Annotated in this window: 19 protein-coding genes; 10 read left to right on the forward strand and 9 right to left on the reverse strand. The window is 65.3% G+C overall.

The window, feature by feature from the left end; translation table 11 throughout:
* Nucleotides 1–21 precede the first annotated feature (21 nt).
* From FHS96_RS26630 to groES, 6 genes are all read right to left on the reverse strand, one after another.
* Nucleotides 22–1,119, reverse strand: a complete 1,098-nt coding sequence (locus FHS96_RS26630; RefSeq protein WP_429599082.1) for a Rieske 2Fe-2S domain-containing protein — start codon at nucleotides 1,117–1,119, stop codon at nucleotides 22–24.
* An 11-nt stretch (nucleotides 1,120–1,130) separates the two neighbouring features.
* The gene (locus FHS96_RS26635) at nucleotides 1,131–2,000 is read right to left on the reverse strand and encodes an amidohydrolase family protein (protein WP_429599085.1); all 870 of its coding nucleotides are present in this window, start codon (nucleotides 1,998–2,000) and stop codon (nucleotides 1,131–1,133) included.
* Nucleotides 1,987–3,636, reverse strand: coding sequence for a class I adenylate-forming enzyme family protein (locus FHS96_RS26640; RefSeq protein ID WP_429599087.1), 1,650 nt, complete (start codon nucleotides 3,634–3,636; stop codon nucleotides 1,987–1,989). Before FHS96_RS26640 ends, FHS96_RS26635 begins: the two co-directional genes overlap by 14 nt.
* A 61-nt stretch (nucleotides 3,637–3,697) precedes the next feature.
* The gene (locus FHS96_RS26645; protein ID WP_429599090.1) at nucleotides 3,698–4,384 is read right to left on the reverse strand and encodes a TetR/AcrR family transcriptional regulator; all 687 of its coding nucleotides are present in this window, start codon (nucleotides 4,382–4,384) and stop codon (nucleotides 3,698–3,700) included.
* A gap of 133 nt (nucleotides 4,385–4,517) precedes the next feature.
* Nucleotides 4,518–6,161, reverse strand: a complete 1,644-nt coding sequence (groL, locus tag FHS96_RS26650; protein ID WP_429599092.1) for a chaperonin GroEL — start codon at nucleotides 6,159–6,161, stop codon at nucleotides 4,518–4,520.
* A 56-nt stretch (nucleotides 6,162–6,217) separates the two neighbouring features.
* Nucleotides 6,218–6,505, reverse strand: coding sequence for a co-chaperone GroES (gene groES, locus FHS96_RS26655; protein WP_429599095.1), 288 nt, complete (start codon nucleotides 6,503–6,505; stop codon nucleotides 6,218–6,220).
* 304 nt (nucleotides 6,506–6,809) lie between these two features.
* On the opposite strand from groES, the gene sppA reads away from it, so the two are divergent.
* Both sppA and FHS96_RS26665 read left to right on the forward strand, forming a co-directional pair.
* The gene (sppA, locus tag FHS96_RS26660; RefSeq protein ID WP_429599098.1) at nucleotides 6,810–8,687 is read left to right on the forward strand and encodes a signal peptide peptidase SppA; all 1,878 of its coding nucleotides are present in this window, start codon (nucleotides 6,810–6,812) and stop codon (nucleotides 8,685–8,687) included.
* Entirely contained in the window at nucleotides 8,684–9,244 is a 561-nt protein-coding gene (locus FHS96_RS26665) for a GNAT family N-acetyltransferase (RefSeq protein WP_429599101.1), read from the forward strand. The genes sppA and FHS96_RS26665 overlap by 4 nt, the downstream gene beginning before the upstream one ends.
* A gap of 105 nt (nucleotides 9,245–9,349) precedes the next feature.
* Here FHS96_RS26665 and metK read toward each other — a convergent pair whose 3' ends face one another.
* Entirely contained in the window at nucleotides 9,350–10,534 is a 1,185-nt protein-coding gene (gene metK / locus FHS96_RS26670) for a methionine adenosyltransferase (protein ID WP_429599104.1), read from the reverse strand.
* Nucleotides 10,535–10,606: 72 nt separating this feature from the next.
* Entirely contained in the window at nucleotides 10,607–12,148 is a 1,542-nt protein-coding gene (lnt, locus tag FHS96_RS26675) for an apolipoprotein N-acyltransferase (RefSeq protein WP_429599107.1), read from the reverse strand.
* Nucleotides 12,149–12,236: 88 nt separating this feature from the next.
* On the opposite strand from lnt, the gene FHS96_RS26680 reads away from it, so the two are divergent.
* The 3 genes from FHS96_RS26680 (at nucleotide 12,237) to FHS96_RS26690 (ending at nucleotide 14,072) form a co-directional block, all read left to right on the forward strand.
* A complete protein-coding gene (locus FHS96_RS26680; protein ID WP_429599111.1) occupies nucleotides 12,237–12,899 on the forward strand; it encodes a hypothetical protein in 663 nt (220 codons plus the stop codon).
* Complete coding sequence (locus tag FHS96_RS26685) at nucleotides 12,896–13,318, forward strand: VOC family protein (RefSeq protein ID WP_429599114.1); 423 nt, start codon at nucleotides 12,896–12,898, stop codon at nucleotides 13,316–13,318. The genes FHS96_RS26680 and FHS96_RS26685 overlap by 4 nt, the downstream gene beginning before the upstream one ends.
* A gap of 214 nt (nucleotides 13,319–13,532) precedes the next feature.
* The gene (locus FHS96_RS26690; RefSeq protein WP_429599117.1) at nucleotides 13,533–14,072 is read left to right on the forward strand and encodes a CarD family transcriptional regulator; all 540 of its coding nucleotides are present in this window, start codon (nucleotides 13,533–13,535) and stop codon (nucleotides 14,070–14,072) included.
* Nucleotides 14,073–14,184: 112 nt separating this feature from the next.
* Here FHS96_RS26690 and FHS96_RS26695 read toward each other — a convergent pair whose 3' ends face one another.
* Nucleotides 14,185–14,982: a metallophosphoesterase gene (locus tag FHS96_RS26695; RefSeq protein ID WP_429599120.1), complete on the reverse strand. Its 798-nt coding sequence runs from the start codon at nucleotides 14,980–14,982 to the stop codon at nucleotides 14,185–14,187.
* Nucleotides 14,983–15,288: 306 nt separating this feature from the next.
* Between FHS96_RS26695 and FHS96_RS26700 the strand changes: the two genes are divergently transcribed.
* The 5 genes from FHS96_RS26700 to rfbA all read left to right on the forward strand — a co-directional run bounded on the left by FHS96_RS26700 (nucleotide 15,289) and on the right by rfbA (nucleotide 20,201).
* Complete coding sequence (locus FHS96_RS26700; RefSeq protein WP_429599123.1) at nucleotides 15,289–16,698, forward strand: exopolysaccharide biosynthesis polyprenyl glycosylphosphotransferase; 1,410 nt, start codon at nucleotides 15,289–15,291, stop codon at nucleotides 16,696–16,698.
* 77 nt (nucleotides 16,699–16,775) lie between these two features.
* Nucleotides 16,776–17,336, forward strand: coding sequence for a dTDP-4-dehydrorhamnose 3,5-epimerase (gene rfbC / locus FHS96_RS26705; RefSeq protein WP_429599126.1), 561 nt, complete (start codon nucleotides 16,776–16,778; stop codon nucleotides 17,334–17,336).
* A gap of 34 nt (nucleotides 17,337–17,370) precedes the next feature.
* Nucleotides 17,371–18,441 (forward strand): dTDP-glucose 4,6-dehydratase, encoded by a 1,071-nt coding sequence (gene rfbB, locus FHS96_RS26710; RefSeq protein WP_429599129.1) that lies wholly within the window; start codon nucleotides 17,371–17,373, stop codon nucleotides 18,439–18,441.
* Between the two features lie 3 nt (nucleotides 18,442–18,444).
* Nucleotides 18,445–19,338, forward strand: coding sequence for a dTDP-4-dehydrorhamnose reductase (rfbD, locus tag FHS96_RS26715; protein WP_429599131.1), 894 nt, complete (start codon nucleotides 18,445–18,447; stop codon nucleotides 19,336–19,338).
* Entirely contained in the window at nucleotides 19,335–20,201 is an 867-nt protein-coding gene (rfbA, locus tag FHS96_RS26720) for a glucose-1-phosphate thymidylyltransferase RfbA (protein WP_429599134.1), read from the forward strand. The genes rfbD and rfbA overlap by 4 nt, the downstream gene beginning before the upstream one ends.
* The last annotated feature ends 11 nt before the right edge of the window (nucleotides 20,202–20,212 follow it).

The following is a 20,212-nucleotide window of genomic DNA, read 5'->3' on the forward strand; positions in this document are numbered from 1 at the left end:
CTTCCCCTCCACGATCGCTGCTCAGGCGCTGCGGACGGTGGGTTCGTCGGTGCGTTCGGCGTAGAATTGCGTGTAGTAGCGGCGGAAGCGGATGATCGGGCCATCGCCGTCGCAGATGATCGCGTTGTGCAGATAGGCCTGCCGATCCCAGATCACCTTATCCTGATCGAACTGCTTGCAGATGTCGCGGATCAGCGCGCGGGCGAGCCCCGCCCCTGCCCCCTCCGCCTGCGCGCGCGGCTGGGTGAAAGCGAAGCGGGCGTGGACGCGATCGCGGTCCACCGGGGTGATCGCGGCGACCAGCATCGTCTCCGAAATGCCCTGGAAGCGGGTATAGGCCTGCCCCGGCCCGTTCTGGCCGTTGACGATGCGGCCGTCGACCTCGCCCGCCGGCGTGCCCATCCGCGCGGCGACGACGCCGGTGCGGCGATGCCCATCCCACTCGATCTTGGCGTCAGGGAAGCTGGCGGTGCCGTGGACGAACTGGAAATGGGCGTTGTCGACGCCATTCTCCGCCATCGACTGGAGCGGCGAATAGACGAACCATTCGTGGCGCTGATAGGGCGTCCACGCCGGATCGCTCGCCTCGGGATAATGATCCAGCGCCCATTGCGGCGCGACGCCATGCGGGTGATACCAGGTCCAGATGAAGCCATTGGCCTCTTCCACCACCCATTGCTGCGGGCACGGTCGCTTCACCTGCGGCGGGATCGTACGGGCATAGGGGATCTCGCGCACCACGCCGGTGCCGTCATAGCGCCAAGCATGGAACGGGCATTCGAGCAGGTCGCCGACGACGCGACCGCCATGGCCCATATGCGCGCCAAGGTGGCGGCAATAGGCGTCGAGCACCTTCACCTGCCCGTCTTCACCCCGCCACATCACCAGTTCGCGCCCAAAATAGCGGATCGGCCGCGCCTCCCCCACGGGCAGTTCGTCCGAATAGCCGATTGCGAACCAGCCAAACGGAAAGGGCAGGTCGATGCCGCGTTCCTCGGGACTCGGCCGGTTGGCGACCTCGGCGACACGCCATCGTTCGAGCGCCTCGCCGTTCAGTTCGGACAGCATCTTCCACACCGCGACCGGCGCGGTACGGGCATCGGCGGCTGGATCGCTCATCGGCTCGGTCCTCAATCGATCTTGAAAGCGCGGCGGGCATTGTCGCGCAGGAATTTGGGCCAGACATCATCCTTGAAGGGCACCGCATCGAGGTCGGCGAAGATCCGTTCCAGGCTCAGCCCCATCGGGAAATAGCCGGCATAGATGATCTTGTCGGCGCCGCGGGTGTTGGCGAAATCGATGATCGCCTTGGGATAGTGTTTCGGCGCGAAGGCGCTCGTCGAATAATAGAGATTGGAATATTTCAGCATCAGCTTGACCGCCAGCGCCTCCCACGGTTCGGCACCGTGGCGCATGACGAAGCGCAGTTCGGGGAAGAACCAGCAAACCTCGTCGATCAACTCGACATGCTGAGGCGCCATCGGCACGCGCGGCCCCGGCACGCCGACATTGACCGCGACCGCAATGTCCAGCTCGCAGGCCAAGGTGTAGATCGGCCACATTCGCTTGTCGTTGATCGGCACCTGCGGCACGCAGCCGCACGGAAACACGCTGATCGCCTTCAGCCCCACCGCCGCGTGCGCGCGCCGGATCGCCCGCACCGTATCGACGCCGCCATTGGGATCGACCGGCATGTCGAACACGAAGCGGTCTGCGAAACGCTCCGCGACGATCCGATTGAGCGGCGATCCCTCCACATAGCCGATCAGCGCCTTGTCGATCCCGAAGCGATCCATCTCGCCCACCGTCCATCCCGGCAGATCGTCGACGCCCTCGGCGGCGGGGATGTTGCGGAACATATATTGCGCGGGCATCGCGAACTGTTCGAGGCTCTGCTTGTCGCGCAACAGCGGCCGGAAGAAGTCGAACCAGTCCGACCGGTCCTCCTTCAGCGGCACGCCCAGCATCGTATCGATGACGCGGATGTCACGCGGTCGCATTGGCGGGCATATCCTTTTCAGCAAAGATGGCGCGCAGCGCGCGCTTGTCGACCTTGCCCAGCGCGTTGCGCGGCAGGCCACGGTCGGTGACGAAGATGGTGGCCGGGATCTTGTAGTCGGCGAGCAGCCCGGTGAGCCCCGCGCGTACCGCATCGGCCGCGATCGTGCCGCCGGGGCATGGCCGCACGACAGCGACGAGCCGCTCGCCCAGTCGAGCGTCGGGCAGGCCGAAGGCGGCGGCCTCCACGACATCACCATGCTGCTGCAGCGCGGCTTCCACCTCGGCGCAGTAGATATTCTCGCCGCCGGAGATGACCATGTCGGTCAGCCGGTCGAGGATCGTCAGATTGCCGGCTTCGTCGAGCGCGCCGACATCGCCGGTGCGGAACCAGCCGCCCTCAAGCGCGCGGGCATTGGCATCCTCGTCATTCCAATAGCCGCTCATCACCATCGGACCGCGCACGACGATCTCGCCCGCCATGCCCGGCGGCAGATCGGCACCATCGCGGTCGCGGATGCGCACCTCCGCCAGTGAGAGCACCCGCCCGGCGGCACCGGGATGCGCGAGATAGGCGGCGCCGGTGTGCATCGCGATCGCCCCCGCCGTCTCGGTCGATCCGAAACCGGTGCCAACCACAGCGCGCGGGAAAGCGGCGACGATCGCATCCAGTAGATTGAGCGGCTGCGCCTGCCCGCCGGTCGAAACGGAGGACAAGGTGGGCAGATCCACGCCGGCGCGGTCCTTGGCCTGGATCAGATCCCATATCATCGCTGGCGATCCCGATACGCTCGTCACTCCTTCCTTGCGGATCAGATCGACGATCCGGTCGGGCTCCCAGCGTGGCGCTGAGACGAGCCGGCTGCCGGAAGCGAGCGCGGCGAGGAAGGTCGCGTGGCAGCCGCTGACGTGGAACAGTGGAAAGGCCAGCAGCGGCGCCTGCTGCGGACGTGGCATGGTGAGCGCTGCGGGCCCGGCCATGCGGATCGCGATCATCGCGCCCGCCATCTGGGAGAGCAGCAGCCCGGTCAGCGCCGCGCGATGGCTGAGCGTCGCGCCCTTGGCCCGGCCCGTGGTGCCGGAGGTGAACAGGATCATCGCCGCATCATCGGGCGCAGCGCCGCTCCGCGGCAGCGGTGGTCCGCCGGGGGAGGGATCGAGCACCGGCACGAGGCAGTCTACGATATCGCCCAGCATCGCCGCCCGCCGCGCATCGGTGAGCGCGAGCCGGGCGCCGACGAGGTCGATCGCCGCCGCCATCTCGCCCGCCGCGCCGCGGCTGTTGACGAGCGCCGGCACCGCACCTGCTGCGACGATCGCGAGGAAGCCGACCATCCACTCAGCGCTGTTGCGCATCGCGATGGCGACGCGATCGCCGGTACGGACGCCGCGCCGGCCGAGTTCCGCCGCCAGCCGCGCTGCGGCCGCCGCGGTTTCGGCATAGCTGAGCCGCCGGTTATCCTCGACGACGAAGGGCTTGTTTCCGTGCAGGTCGAAGCTGGCGAACAGGCTGTCTAGTGACGCCTCGGCGCGGCGGAAGCCGCGCATGGGAACGCCCGCAATGTGGATGTCGATCAGCTCGAACGGCGCACCTGCACCGGTGAGCAATGCCATCACCTGTTCGTCCGAACCGTCCACGCCCCTCTCCCGCAGGGTCTGTGGGACTCGGGCTAATCGAAATTTGGACTAGGGTCCAGACTTATTCGACGAAATGCGTAACAAAGATTGGTGACGCGGGCGCATGTGCAGGCAACGGCGCGCCCGGGCTGACCATTTGCGCGAGCAGCCGCGCAGTCCGATCGAAATGATCGGGGCCCGGCGCGGGCTCGTTCATCCACCAGCGATGGACCAGGCCCATATACACGTCGCCGATCGTCTCACCGGCGAGCACCGGATCGACATGGGCAGGGATATCACCCCTCGCTCGCCCATCCGCGAGCAATGCCGCGAAGCCGGCCCCGACCCGGCGGATGCGCTCGGCGCTCGCTGGCTCGGCCCAGTTCGTCCAGGACAGACGGATGATCACGCGTTTGCGGGCCGGTGCGCGGCGCAGATAATGCGCGGTGGCGACGAACAGGCCCAGCAGACGTTCGCCCGTCGTCAGCCCGGGCCTACGCCGCCAGCCGTCGAGCGCGAGGAAGAAGTTCTCATCATGCTCGGCGACCAGCGCGACAACGATGTCGGCCTTGGCCGGGAAATAGTTGAACAGCGTCGCGCGCGCGACCGCGGCGGCGGCGGCGATCTGGTCCATCGTCGTCGCTTGCACGCCCGCCTCGGCGAAGCATGCAAGGCTTGCCGACAGGATCGCAGCGCGCGTCCGCGCCCGGTTCTGCGCGCGGCGCGACATCGGCACGGCACTTCCGACGTCGCTGCGATGCGTGACCACGCTCTCTCACCCGATCGTTTCAAAGTTGGACTGCAGTCCATACTCCAGCCCGCGATCAAAAGAAAAGGCCGGAGGATTGCTCCCCCGGCCCTTCCTTTGCCTTGGCGTGACAGCCAGGCGGCTGAGACTTCGATTAGAAGTCCATGCCACCCATGCCGCCCATGCCGCCGCCGCCCATCGGGGCCGCCGGCTTGTCTTCCGGCAGTTCCGCGATCGTGGCTTCGGTGGTGATCAGCAGACCGGCAACCGAGGCCGCGTCCTGCAGCGCGGTGCGAACGACCTTGGTCGGGTCGATCACGCCGGCGGCAACGAGGTTCTCGTAGACGTCGGTCGCGGCGTTGAAGCCCTTGGTCTCGTCATTCTCGCGGAGCAGGTTGCCCGAGACGACGGCGCCATCATGGCCGGCGTTCTGCGCGATCTGACGGATCGGGGCGACGATCGCCTTGCGGATGATGTCGATGCCGCGGGTCTGATCGTCGTTGGCGCCCTTCAGGCCCTCGAGCGACTTCGTGGCATAGAGCAGCGCCGTGCCGCCGCCGGGGACGATGCCCTCTTCGACAGCCGCGCGGGTCGCGTGCAGCGCGTCATCGACGCGGTCCTTGCGCTCCTTCACCTCGACCTCGGTCGCACCGCCGACCTTGATCACGGCGACGCCACCGGCCAGCTTCGCCAGACGCTCCTGGAGCTTCTCACGATCATAGTCGCTGGTGGTGTTCTCGATCTGGGCGCGGATCGCCTCGGTGCGGCCCTTGATCGACTCGCTGTCACCGGCGCCATCGACGATGGTGGTGTTGTCCTTGTCGATGGTGACGCGCTTGGCCTGGCCCAGCATGCTGAGCGACACGGTCTCGAGCTTGATGCCGAGGTCTTCGCTGATCAGCTCACCCTTGGTGAGGATCGCGATGTCTTCCAGCATCGCCTTGCGACGATCGCCGAAGCCCGGCGCCTTGACGGCCGCGACCTTCAGACCACCGCGCAGCTTGTTGACGACCAGGGTGGCCAGAGCCTCGCCCTCGATATCCTCGGCGATGATCAGGAGCGGACGGCCCGACTGGACGACGGCTTCCAGGATCGGGAGCATCGCCTGCAGGTTCGAGAGCTTCTTCTCATGGATCAGGATGTACGGGTCGTTGAGTTCGACCTGCATCTTTTCCGGGTTGGTGATGAAGTAGGGCGAGAGGTAGCCGCGGTCGAACTGCATGCCCTCGACGACGTCCAGCTCGAACTCGAGGCCCTTGGCCTCCTCGACGGTGATGACGCCTTCCTTGCCGACCTTCTCCATGGCCTCGGCGATCTTCTCGCCGACTTCCTTGTCGCCATTGGCAGAGATGATACCGACCTGCGCGACTTCATTGGAGCCGGCGACGGGCTTCGAGCGGCCCTTGAGGTCTTCCACGACCTTGGTGACCGCGAGGTCGATGCCGCGCTTCAGGTCCATCGGGTTCATGCCGGCGGCAACCGACTTCATGCCTTCGCGAACGATCGCCTGAGCGAGCACGGTCGCGGTGGTGGTGCCGTCACCGGCGAGGTCGTTGGTCTTCGAGGCCACTTCGCGCACCATCTGGGCGCCCATGTTCTCGAACTTGTCCTTGAGCTCGATTTCCTTGGCGACGGTGACGCCGTCCTTGGTGATGCGCGGCGCGCCGAAGCTCTTGTCGATCACGACGTTGCGGCCCTTGGGGCCCAGCGTCACCTTCACCGCGTCGGCGAGGATGTCTACGCCGCGCAGGATGCGCTCACGAGCGTCGCGCGAAAATTTCACGTCCTTGGCTGCCATGTGGCTACCTTTCCGTTCTTGAGTTCAAAAATTCGGGAGAAAACCGGTCGTATCGCTCAGCCGATAATGCCGAGGATGTCCGATTCCTTCATGATCAGCAGCTCTTCGCCGTTGACCTTGACCTCGGTGCCCGACCACTTGCCGAACAGGATGCGATCACCGGCCTTGACGTCCAGCGGGGTCACCTTGCCGTCTTCGGCCTTCGCGCCCGAACCGGCGGCGACGACTTCGCCTTCCTGCGGCTTTTCCTTGGCGGTGTCGGGGATGATGATGCCACCGGCCGTCTTTTCCTCGGCCTCGACGCGGCGAACGAGCACGCGATCGTGCAGCGGACGGAAATTCATGTACGTCTCCCTCAAAGATGATGGCCGAACGATCGACGACGTGCTCTGAAAAGCCCCGAATCCTCTCTCGCCCGCCATCAGCGAAGCATGATTAGCACTCATCTTGCGTGAGTGCTAACGGGCCGGGATATGTGCCGACCTGATGTATCGGTCAAGGCGCGCTAGTCGATTTTTGTGACGGGCGCGTGCAGGCGGCGCCGGACGGCACCTGATCCGCGCCAAGCCGAGGCGGCGCGTTTACACCGGCGGGCCCAGTCTGTAGCACCTTGGGCCACTTCCCCTTTGTATCGGCGGAGATTGCCTGGTGAAACTGGTTCGCGGCGCATGGAAGCTGCTGGTGGGCATCAAGGATGCGCTCGTCCTGCTGTTCATGCTGCTGTTCTTCGGATTGCTGTTCGCGGCACTGGCCGCCACGCCCAATCCGGGCGCGGTGACACCCGGCGCGCTGCTCGTCGATCTTGAGGGCGTGATCGTCGAGCAACCGGCGGAGACCGATCCGTTCGCCGCCATCACCGGCAGCCAGGTGATGCGCGAAAACCGCCTGCGCGATGTCGTCCGCGCGCTCGAAACCGCCGCGACCGACGATCGCATCAAGGTGGTGGTGCTCGATCTCGATCGCTTTGCCGGCGGCGGCCAGGTCGCACTCGCCGATGTCGCCGCGGCGCTCGACAAGATCCGTGCCCAGCGCAAGCCGGTGCTTGCCTATGCCACCGGTTACACCGACGACGGCTATCAACTCGCCGCCCATGCCTCGGAGATCTGGCTGAACCCGATGGGCGCCGCGCTGTTCACCGGCCCGGGCGGATCGCACCTCTATTACAAAGGGCTGATCGACAAGCTCGGCGTCACCACCCACGTCTACAAGGTTGGCGTCTACAAGTCAGCGGTGGAGCCCTATATCCGCGCCGATCAGTCGCCCGAGGCCAAAGAGGCCAACCAGGCGCTCGCCAACGCGCTGTGGACCGGCTGGCAGGCGGACGTGGCGAAGGCGCGCCCGAAGGCGAAACTCGCCGCCTTCATTGCCGCGCCTGACGTTGCGTTGAAGGCTGAAGGCAACGACCTCGCCAAGGCGGCGGTCACTGCCGGCATCGTCGACAAGCTCGGCGATCGCACTGCCTTCGGCAAGCGCGTCGCCGAGATTGCCGGCGCCGCCGACACGGGTGTCGCCGGTCGCTACAAGCATACGAAGCTCGCCAACTGGCTGGCCGCCAACCCGGCGCCGACCAGCGGCCATGCGATCGGCATCGTCACGGTCGCCGGCGTGATCAGCGATGGCGAGGCCGGCCCCGGCAGCGCCGGCGGCGACACCATCTCGAAACTGATCCTCGATGCGGTCGCCAAGAACAAGCTCAAGGCGCTGGTCGTGCGCATCGATTCGCCCGGCGGTTCGGCACTCGCCTCCGAACAGATCCGTTCGGCCTTGCTTGAAGCCAAGGCCAAGGGCCTGCCGATCGTCGTTTCGATGGGCTCGGTCGCAGCGTCGGGCGGCTATTGGGTGTCGACCGCGGGTGACCGCGTGTTCGCGGAGCCCGCGACGATCACCGGTTCGATCGGCGTGTTCGGCCTGTTCCCGACGCTGGAAAATGCGCTCGCCAAGATCGGCGTGACCAGCGACGGCATCGCCACCACGCCGCTATCCGGGCAGCCTGACGTCTATGGCGGCACCACGCCGCAGTTCGACGCGGTGATGCAGGCCGGCGTCGAGACGATCTATCGCCGCTTCCTTGAGATCGTGTCGACGGCCCGCAAGATATCGACCGCGGAGGTCGACCGCATCGGCCAGGGCCGCGTATGGGATGGCGGCACCGCCCGGCAGCTCAAGCTGGTCGATGGATTCGGTTCGCTCGACGCGGCCGTGGAAGAGGCGGCGAAGCGCGCCAAGCTCGATCCGGCCAAGGTCCATCGCGTCTATCTGGAAAAGCAGCCGAGCGTCCTCGCCACGCTGATGAGCAATTTCTCCGGGGGCGACGAAGAGGATGACGCCGGGGCACCGGCCGCCGACCTGCTGACCCGCATGGCGCAGCAGCGCATGGCGATAGCGGAGCGTGCGGTAGCGGACGCGCGCGCGCTGGCGGAAGGTCCGGCGATCCAGGCACGGTGTCTGGAATGCGGCGAACCGACCAACAATCCCTCGGCACGGGTTGACCTGTTCACGCGCCTGCTGGCACGCCTCTACCGATGATCAAGATTCGCGCCGCAAAGCCCGCCGACGCCAACCAGATCGCCGCGATCTATGCCCCCTATGTGGCGGCCAGTGCGGTCTCGTTCGAAACCGAACCGCCCAACGCGCAGGCGATGCGCGGCCGCATGGCCAAGGCGGCTGACCGCTATCCCTGGCTCGTCGCGACCAGCGAGGATTCCGACGTCGTACTGGGCTACGCTTATGCCAACAGCTTCCGTGATCGCCCCGCCTATCACTGGACGGTCGAGACCTCGATCTATGTCGCGGGCGACCTGCAGCGGCAGGGCGTCGGTCGGCTGCTCTATTCGGCGCTGATCGCGACGTTGCGCGCGCAGGATTATGTGCAGGCGATCGCCGCGCTGGCGATGCCCAACGAACATACGATCTCGCTGCACGAATCGCTAGGGTTCCGCCGCGCCGGCATGTTCCGCGAGGTCGGCTACAAGCATGGTCAGTGGCGCGACATCGGCTTCTGGCAGCTCGAACTGACCGATGGCGCCAGCCCGCCCGCTACGCCCAAGCCGTTCAGTGAAGTGGGCGTCGTCGGGCCTTATTAATCGCGCTCGCGCCGGCCGCTCGGACGCAACAGGGCGTGACGACACACAAAAGGGGGGAGGCCAATCGGCCTCCCCCTTTTTCATTCGTCGACCCAGACAGGCGCCTCAGGCAAGTTCGCTCTTCAGCGCCTCGACCAAGTCGGTCTTCTCCCAGGTGAAGAAGTCACCGTCCGCCTTGCGTCCGAAATGGCCATAAGCGGCGGTCGGCTGGTAGATCGCCTTGTTCATGCCCAGATGGGTACGGATGCCCTTGGGGGTCAGCCGGACGAGCTTGGGCAGCACCGCCTCGATCTTCGCCTCGTCCACCGTGCCGGTGCCATGCGTGTCGACATAGAGCGACAGCGGCTCGGCGATGCCGATCGCGTAGCTGAGCTGGATCGTGCAGCGCTTGGCGAGGCCGGCGGCGACGATGTTCTTCGCGAGATAGCGCGAGATATAGGCGGCCGAGCGATCGACCTTGGTCGGATCCTTGCCGCTGAACGCGCCGCCGCCATGCGGGCTGGCGCCGCCATAGGTGTCGACGATGATCTTGCGGCCGGTAAGGCCGGCGTCGCCGTCCGGGCCGCCGATTTCGAACAGACCAGTGGGGTTGACGTAGATCTGCGACTGGTCCGCCGGCAGCCAGCCCTTGGGCATGACCTCTTCGAACACCGTCATCACATAGTCGCGCAGACGGCGCTGGCCGGCATCGCTGCTGAGCGACTTGGAATGCTGAGTGGAAACGACAAGCGCGGTCGCGCCGGTCGGCACGCCATTCTCGAACTTCAGCGTGACCTGGCTCTTGGCGTCGGGCTCGAGGAAGTCGACGACCTTGGCATGGCGGTCAGCCGCCATCTTCTCGAGGATGCGGTGCGAGTAGTAGAGCGTAGCCGGCATCAGGTCCGGGGTTTCGTCGCAAGCGAACCCGAACATGATGCCTTGGTCGCCGGCGCCTTCATCCTTGTTGCCGCTCTCGTCCACGCCCTGCGCGATATGCGCGGACTGTCCGTGGAGGTGGCAGGCGAACTCGGCGGTCTGCCAATGGAAGCCGTGCTGCTCGTAACCGATGCGCTTGACGGTTTCGCGCGCGGCCTGCTCGATCTCGGCGAGCGAGGGGAAAACATCCTGTTCGCAACGGACTTCGCCGGCCAGCACGATGCGCTGGGTGGTGACCATCGTCTCGCACGCCACGCGCGCCACCGGGTCACGGCTCAGGAAAAGGTCGACGACGGCGTCCGAAATCTGGTCGGCAACCTTGTCCGGATGGCCTTCGGAGACGCTCTCGGACGTGAAGAGATAATTGCTGCGCATCATGTATCCTGTGTCTGGTGAACCACCATGGTTTGGCCAGGTAAGGATATAAAGATATCCTTATGTGGCGCCTTAGCGCGTCAGGCGGGCACGCGCAATCGCTGCCGCCGCAAGCAGGGCCGCAAGGATCAGCCCCAGCATGTTGCCGAAGCGGGCGAACAAGGTGGGCGCCGCCGGGGCAGGGAGGGCCCGTTCGATATAGCCGGCCTGGTGGTGCGGTACGGCGGCAAGCAGCCGGCCATCGGCATCGACGATCGCCGAAATGCCGGTTGGCGTGGAGCGCACCACCGGCATCGCTTCCTCGATCGCGCGCATCCGGGCCTGCGCCAGATGCTGCGGCGGCCCCCATGCGCCGAACCAGGCATCGTTGGACGGGTTGAAGAGGAAGGCCGGGCGGTTGGTGCGATCGACGACCTGCCCCGAGAAGATCACCTCATAGCAGATTTGCACGCCGACCTTGCCGAAGCCCGGTACGGAGAGGCTCTGCGGCCCCGGCCCCGGCCAGAAATCGAGATCGCCCGGCACCAGCCGCGAGATGCCGATCAGCGACAGGATCGGCCGTGCCGGCAGATATTCGCCGTAGGGCACGAGGTGCGCCTTGTCGTAGCGGCCGACGATCCGCGCATCGGGCGTGACCGCGAACAGGCTGTTGCGCGCGCCGATCACGCGACCGTCCGAATCCCCGATCAGCGCGACACCGCCAGTGAGCAGCATATCACCCGGGCCGAGCAGCGCCGCCACGCGCAGCCGCGCCCAGCGTTCCTCCTCGAGGAAATCGGGGATCGCAGCCTCGGGCCACAGCAGCAGGCGCGCGCCGGGATGAGGTTTTTCGGACAGGCGGACCAGACGCTGGAAATTCGAAGCGGCCATCGCCGGATCATATTTCTGTTGCTGGTCGATGTTGGGCTGGACGACCCGAATCAGGGGTTGGGCCTTGTCCTCGGAAGGGGGCCGGCCGGGATAGAAACCCATCACCTTGATCGACAGCGGCAGGAACAGCGCGATCAACAGCACCGCGGGCGCGGCCCAGCCGATGCTCCCCGGGCGCACGGCGCGGTGCGTGCCGACGCAGTCGGCGATATGCAGCACCGCCGCCGCGAGCAGGATGACGAGTGCCGAAAGACCATATGTACCGACCCACGGCAGCAAGATCTGCGCAGGGCCCGGCGGCAGCAGCACCGCCGACAGCGGGTTCCAGGCGAAGCCCGTGAACAGGGTGGCGCGCAGCCACTCGGTGACCGTCCAACCCGCGCTGAAAACCAGCGCGAACACCGCCATGTCGCTGCGCCCGCGGCGCCATGCGAGCCCGGCCGCCGCGGCCGGATAGACCGCAAGATAGAGCGACAGCAGCACGACCGCGCCATAGCCGAGCTGCCACGGCATCTTGTCCTGATAGGTGAAGGCGTGCGCGATCCAGTTCAGGCCAAGCGTGAAATGACCGACGCCGAACCAGTAGCCCCGGGCGAGCGCTCCGCGCAGGCTTCCGGCCTCGCGCACGAGATAGAGCAGCAACGCGAAGGCAACGAGGGTGACCGGCCACAGATCGAGCGGGGCAAAGCCGGTCGCCGATAGAAAGCCGGCGACGAAAGCGAGGATCTTGGGCCGGCTGAACACGGCGTCGCTATTGCGCGGAGTCGTGACAAATACAATCTCTGAGGCACGATGATTGCGCCGCACGGGGGCCCGGCCTAGTCAGGTCGCGATGGCCGCCATCTTCCCTACCCTCACCGCGACGCTCACGCTGCTTGCCGCCGCGCCCCCCGCCGCACCGCCACCGCTCTCTGCAGCCGAGGCGAAGCAGGTGCGCTGCGTGGCCGCGCTGGCGATCGTTGCCACCGAACAGCAGCGCGGCGCCGAGGGCTGGGGTGCCTATCCCCGCCTCGCCGAAGACGGTGCGACCTATGCCGAACTTGTCGTTGCCGATGTCGCAAAGCGCCGCCACCTGACGCCGGCGGCGGTGCAGCAGGCGATCGTCGATGCGGTTTCCGCGATCCAGACGGAGGCGGGCAACAGCGCCGATCCGGATGCATTCGCACGCGCCGAGGCGGATCGCTGCCTGCCGCTGATGCGCGCAAAAGTGCCCGCGCGCGAGCAGCCGACATTGCCGCAATGCGCCGCCTATATCCGGCTCGCCTATGACGAGGTCCGCACACGCGATGGCGCGACGTCGACAGCCAAGGATCTCGCGACGATCGCATCAGTGCTTGATCACCGCGCGCGGCAGATGCTGCGCGGCGAAGGGCGCAGCGATCTCGAAGTCGATGAGGAAATGGGGCGCGAGAAGGAACGCGTGATCACCGCGGCAAAGGCCGGGTCTGCGGACCAGGTCGACCTGCCGCATTGCTTCGATCTCGCGGCGCCATGACGATCCGCCCCTTCCATCTTGCCTTTCCCGTGCACGATCTGGATGCCGCCCGCCGGTTCTATGGCGGGTTGCTGGGCTGCGCCGAAGGTCGCAGTGCCGAAAGCTGGATCGATTTCAATCTTTTCGGCCATCAGATCGTCGCTCATCTCGATCCGGCGGCGAGCGAAAAATCGGCACATCGCAATCCCGTCGACGGCCATGATGTGCCGGTGCCGCATTTCGGCGTGGTGCTTACCATGGCCGACTGGCAGGCGCTGGCCGATCACCTGACCCAAGCCGGCACAAGTTTCGGCATCGCGCCACACATCCGCTTCGTCGGTCAGCCTGGCGAACAGGCAACGATGTTCTTTACGGATCCCAGTGGCAACGCACTGGAGTTCAAGGCCTTTGCCGACGACGCGATGCTGTTCGCGCGCTGAGACAAAGTCGGGCCGGCGCGCGCCAATCAAGGCGGGCTGGCAATTTTATGACGGATCTGCTATATGGGTTGCCGATGCGAACCATTGTCCGCACCCTAAGCCATATCCTGAGTGGAGAGATCTCGACGTAACGGACGCACCAAGAACCGGCGGCCGACACCGGCAAGCCCTGTGGGGATCTGCGTCCACTTTTTCCAGTGAAAGGTTCTGATTGATGGCTGCCAAAGCGCTGAGCTTCGACGTCGGCGATTATGTTGTTTATCCCAAGCACGGTGTGGGCCGTGTGATCGAGTTGCAGAGCCAGGAAATTGCCGGAGCGAAGCTCGACCTTTACGTGCTGCGCTTCGAGAAGGAGCGTATGACGCTCCGTGTGCCGTTCAACAAGGCCGAATCGGTCGGTATGCGCAAGCTGTCGAGCGACAAGACGCTCAAGGAAGCGCTCGACACGCTGAAGGGCAAGCCCAAGGTCAAGCGCACCATGTGGTCGCGCCGTGCGCAGGAATATGAAGCGAAGATCAATTCGGGCGACCTCGTGTCGATCGCCGAGGTGGTCCGTGATCTGTTCCGTGCCGACGACCAGCCCGAGCAGAGCTATTCCGAACGTCAGATCTTCGAAGCCGCCGCCAGCCGCCTCGCGCGTGAGCTTGCCGCGATGGAAGAAACCGATGAACCCGGCGCGCTCAACAAGATCCTGGACATCCTGCGCAAGGCCGCGGCAATTCACAACAAGGTTGGCGCTCCCGCCGTCGCCTGATCCGTGACACGGCCATGGTAGTCATGCCCGGCCGAACCGAAAAACGCCCGCACGGCCAGCGCCGCGCGGGCGTTTTTCTTTACCCTCTATTCGCGCGCGCCCGAGCGCACCTTCAGGCGGCGACTTCCTCGTCGTAGCCGCGGGTCGTCAGGAACCAGCTCTGGTCGCCCTCGAGCCCGAGCGCAGTCAGCCGGCCGCTTTTGTAGGCACCGGTATCGATGCCGATGCGGTTGCCGCGGACGACGGGCATGCGTGAGATGCTGTGGCCGTGGACCACAACAACGCCATGGTCGGTCGCATCCTCCAGAAATTCGTCGCGGATCCACCGCAGATCCTGTGGATTCTGGCGATCAAGCGGCTGCCCCGGCTTGATGCCGGCATGGACGAAGAGGTAGTCGCCGATGCGCACCTGATCGACCAGCTTCGACAGGAATTCGATATGCGATTGCGGCACCCGTTCGGCCATTTCCTGCTGTAGCACTGCGCCGCGCGCGATGATCGCCCGCTCGGGCACCCCATAGCTCTGCAGCGTTTCATAACCGCCGAATTGGAACCAGCCCGATTCGGATGCGGTGCTGCCATTGAGCATGTCGAGGAAACATTCCTCATGATTGCCTGCGATGAAATGCAGCGTGCGGCCGACCGGCCGGTAGGAGATCAGAAAGTCGATCACCTGCGCCGACTCCGGCCCGCGATCGATAAGATCGCCAAGAAAGACGACATGGACGCCGGTCGCCGCCCCGCGTCGTAGCGTATCCGCTTCGATCTGCAGCAACAGCGCCTTCAGCAGATCAAGCCGGCCATGAATGTCGCCGATCGCATAGACGCGATCACCTTCCGGCACGCGCGCCACACGCAATGCCGGCTCTTCCTTCTTGTCCTTACGCGTTTTCCACCTGAACCCCAGCATCAGCCCCACCACACTCGCACTTGCGTCATGCAGGTAGCGCAACCGGCACCTGCAGGGATGTGATGCGGAACACAGAGATCGGCATTCATAGCGTTCAAACCTATCCCCGAACGTAACATAACGCGCGATTTACCGTTCAGTTTCGCCATCATGCCGCATTTCGGGGGACTCGCCCCCTTGCCGCGGCGGTTGAGGACTGTCATAAATATTGCGCTGCAAAATGATAGATCGTTGGCACGGGTCGTCATCGAAAGCGGGGCTTACGTGACAAAACTGCAAACGCGACTCATACCGGCGAATGATGCAGTGGCGGCCCAGGCGGCCTCGACACTGCCCTCCGCACCGGATTTCGACTCGGCCCCGGCGCTTCCGGCGGATCTTCCCCGTCCCAAGAAGACGCGGCGGCTTGCGATCTCGCTCGCGGTGCTTGCCGGGGACATCATGGCGATCACGCTGGCTTTCGTGCTGGTGAGCCTGATCCGGTTCGATGGCATGATCGCCGGCGATACCACCAACATGCTGGTCGCGATCCTGCCGGTCTATCTCGGTACCGCGCTCAACTCCAACGCCTATGACACGCGGGCAGTCAGCCAGTGGCGCATGGGCATGTACCGCGCGACGACTTCGCTGCTGTTCACCAGCGGCGCAGCGATCCTGGCGGTTTTCTTCCTGAAGGCGACCGGCGATTTTTCGCGCCTGGTGTTCGGCTGCGGCGTCGCCCTCGCCTTCGTGCTGCTCGTCGTGCAGCGCTTCGTCTTCTCGCGTGTGGCCCGCCGCGCGCTCGGCAGCAGCGCGCTCACCGAGATCATCATCCGCGACAATGTCGATATCGATGCCAGCGGCGGCCGCTTCGTCATCGATGCCAAGCGCTATCGTCTCGCCCCCGCCATCGACGATCCGGTGATGATGGATCGGCTGGGCTGCGTGCTGAAGACGGCCGACCGCGTGATCGTCGCCTGCGCGCCGAAGGATCGCCAGCGCTGGGCGCTCGCGCTGAAGGGCGCGGACGTCAACGCCGAGGTGCTGGCGCCGGAACTCGATGCAATCGGCCCGCTCCAGCTCGGCCGCCTCGGTGGCCGCACCACGTTGCAAGTGGCGACCGGCCGTCTCGGCATCACCGATCGCACGCTGAAGCGGATGCTTGATCTTGCGCTGACGATCGCGGCGATGCCGGTACTCGCGCCGATCATGGCGGTGATCGCGATCGCGGTGAAGCTCGACAGCCCGGGTCCGGTCTTCTTCGTTCAGAAGCGGATCGGCCAGGGCAATCGCATGTTCAACATGTACAAGTTCCGCTCGATGCGTGTGGAACTGCTCGACAATACCGGATCGCGCTCCGCCTCGCGCGATGATGACCGCATCACCCGCGTCGGCCGCATCATCCGTCGCACCAGCATGGATGAGCTGCCGCAGATCCTGAACGTGCTGTTCGGCAGCATGTCGATCGTAGGCCCCCGCCCGCACGCGCTCGCCTCCAAGGCTGAGAACCTGCTGTTCTGGGATATCGACCATCGCTACTGGGATCGCCACGCGATGAAGCCGGGCCTTACCGGCCTCGCCCAGATCCGCGGCTTCCGCGGCGCGACCAATCACCAGTCCGACCTGAAGAACCGTTTGCAGGCGGACCTCGAATATCTCTCCGGGTGGACGGTGTGGCGCGACATCGCGATCATTCTCTCCACCTTCCGCGTACTCGTGCACCGCAATGCCTTCTGATTGCATGGCGGCTTTCTGCTGCCATGCGGGCTGAACCGTACCGCGTCGTCCTTCCTCCGTCTTTACCGGAAAAAGCCTTGCCCGTTCTGCTCATCACCCCGCGCCGCTTCGAAGACGAGCGCGGCTGGTTCTCCGAGACCTTCAGTGATCGTGCCATCGAGGCGCTCGGGGTCACGCATCCCTTCGTTCAGGACAATCACTCGATGTCCCGCCCCGTCGGCACCTTGCGCGGGCTGCACTATCAGGCGCCGCCGAATGCGCAGGCCAAGCTGGTGCGCTGCGTGCGCGGCCGCATCTGGGATGTCGCGGTCGACATCCGCAAGGGTTCGCCCACGTACGGCGAATGGACCGCCGCCGAACTGAGCGCGACCAACGGCAGCCAGCTCTATGTGCCCGCCGGCTTCCTGCACGGCTTCGTCACGCTCGAGCCGGACACCGAGGTGATCTATAAGGTTTCCAGCTATTACGCGCCGGAGAGCGACGGCGGCGTCGCCTGGAACGATCCGGATATCGGCCTGCCCTGGCCGCTGCCCGACGGCGGGCCGACCCTGTCCGCGAAGGACGGCAAGTTGCCGGCTCTCGCCGACTTCGACAGCCCTTTCGCCTATGACGGTGTGCCGCTGACGCCGGTCGCCTGACCCATCACGTTCGACTGACAGGATTGCTGCCTCGATGACCTTGAATCGACCTCTTCGCGTACTCGTTACCGGCGGCGCGGGCTTCATCGGATCGGCGCTGGTGCGCCAGCTCATCCGCGAGACGCCGCACGAGGTGCTCAACGTCGACGCGCTGACCTATGCGGGCAATCTCAGCTCGCTCGCGGAGGTTGACCAGAGCCCGCGCTATCGCTTCGCGCAGGCCGACATCTGCGATCCCGAGGCGATCGGCGGGCTGTTTGCCGAGTTCAAGCCCGACATCGTCACCCATCTCGCAGCGGAATCGCATGTCGACCGGTCGATCGATGGTCCGGCGGCGTTCATCCAGACGAACATCGTCGGCACCTTCACCATGTTGTCGGCCGCGCTCGATTATTGGCGCGGGCTGGACGCCGAAGCGCAGGCGCGCTTCCGCTTCCATCATATCTCGACTGACGAGGTGTTCGGCGCGCTGGGGGACGAGGGCTATTTCACCGAAGAGACGCCCTATGATCCGCGTTCGCCCTATTCGGCGTCGAAGGCGGGTTCGGACCATCTGGTGAGCGCCTGGTACCACACCTACGGCCTGCCGGTGGTGATCACCAACTGCTCGAATAATTATGGGCCATATCACTTCCCCGAGAAGCTGATCCCGCTGATGATCATCAAGTGCCTCGCGGGCGAAGCGCTGCCGGTCTACGGCCAAGGCACCAACGTTCGCGACTGGCTGTTTGTCGACGATCATGCGGCGGCGCTGCGCGCGGTGTTCGAGCGCGGCAAGGTCGGCGAGAGCTATATGGTCGGCGGCAACAGCGAGCGGAAGAATATCGACGTCGTCAAGACGATCTGCGCGACGCTGGACCGGCTGCGCCCGCGTGAGGACGGCAAATCCTATGCCGAGCAGATCAGCTACGTCACCGATCGCCCCGGCCATGACTTCCGCTACGCGATCGACGCGACCAAGCTGAAGACCGAGTTGGGCTGGCAGCCGCGCGAAACCTTCGAGAGCGGCATCGAGAAGACGATCGACTGGTATCTGGGCAATGAGGGGTGGTGGCAGGAAATCCTGTCCGGCGCCTACCGCGGCGAACGCCTCGGCGTCGGCTGAGCGATGACCGCCCCGCTTCCGATCCTCATCACCGGTGCCCACGGCCAGGTGGGCACCGAACTGCAACGGCGCGCGCCGGCGCGGTTCGAGGTGGTACCGACCGACCGCGACGAGCTCGACATCACCGATGCAGCGGCGATCGCGGCTGCGGTCGCGTCGCGCCCCTGGGCGGCGGTGGTGAATTGCGCCGCGCACACCGCGGTTGACAAGGCGGAGACCGATGTCGAAGCCTCATGGCGGCTGAACGCGCTCGCGCCGGCGATCTTCGCCGCCGAAACGCGCAAGGCTCGCATCCCAATCATCCAAATCTCGACCGACTACGTGTTCGAGGGCGGTGGCGACCGTGCCTATCAGCCTGCCGATCCCACCGCCCCCCGCAGCGTCTATGGCGCCTCCAAGCTGGGCGGCGAACTGGCGGTGCGCACGGCGAACCCGCAGCATGTCGTGCTGCGCACGGCCTGGGTGGTGAGCGCGCATGGCAACAACTTCATCAAGACGATGCTGCGCGTCGGTGCCGAGCGGCCGCAACTTCGAGTCGTCGCCGACCAGTTCGGCTGTCCGACAGGCGCGCCCGACATTGCCGACGGTATTTATGCCGTGCTCGATGCGATCGCTGACGGAAAGGAGCCTTGGGGCACCTATCATCTCGTCAATTCGGGCGAGGGCAGTTGGCACGCGCTGGCCGAGGCGGTGTTCGCCGCGGCGCAGCCGTTCGGTGGCCCTTCCCCCGCAGTCGAGGCGATCGGCACCAGCGACTATCCGACGCCGGCACGCCGGCCCGCAAATTCCCGGCTCGACACATCGAGCTTCATCGCGACCTTCGCCCACCAGCCCCGCCCGTGGCGCGCGATGGTGGATGAGATCGTGGGCGAACTTCTGGAGACCAAGACGGCATGAAGGGCATCATCCTCGCGGGCGGTTCCGGCACCCGTTTGCACCCCGCGACATTGGCGGTAAACAAGCAATTGCTGCCGATCTACGACAAGCCGATGATCTATTATCCGCTGTCGGTCCTGATGCTCGCCGGCATCCGCGAGATCCTGATCATCTCGTCGCCGGAATATATCGACAACTACAAGCGGCTGTTCGGCGACGGGTCCGAATTCGGCCTTGAGATGAGCTATGTCGTCCAGCCGAGCCCGGACGGTCTCGCACAGGCGTTCATCCTCGGCCGTGACTTCATCGGCGATGATTCGGCCGCGCTGGTGCTGGGCGACAACATCTTCTTCGGCGCGGGCATGAGCCACGCGCTGCGCGCGGCCGCGAAGCGCGAACGCGGTGCGACGGTGTTCGCCTATCAGGTCGAGGATGCTCGTGCTTATGGCGTCGTCGAACTCGATGGCGATAACCGTGCGATCAGCATCGAGGAAAAGCCCGCCAACCCGAAGTCCAACTTCGCGGTAACCGGGCTTTATTTCTACGACAATCGCGTCGTCGAACTGGCCGAGAAGGTAAAGCCCTCCGCGCGCGGCGAATATGAGATCACCGATCTCAACCGCTTCTATATGGAGATGGGTGAACTGTATGTGGAGCGCCTGTCGCGCGGCTATGCCTGGCTCGACACCGGCACGCATGACAGCCTGATCGAAGCCTCGGAATTCGTGCGCACCTTGCAGCATCGCACCGGCATCCAGATCGCCTCGCTTGAGGAGATCGCCTACGAGAATGGCTTCATCGATCGCGACCAGCTCCGCCGCCGCGGCCAGATGTTCGCCAAGACCAATTACGGCAAATATCTGCTGGCGCTGGCCGACGCCTGACGATCACCTCC

Source organism: Sphingomonas zeicaulis (assembly GCF_050433225.1).
Classification (GTDB): Bacteria; Pseudomonadota; Alphaproteobacteria; order Sphingomonadales; family Sphingomonadaceae; genus Sphingomonas_D; species Sphingomonas_D zeicaulis.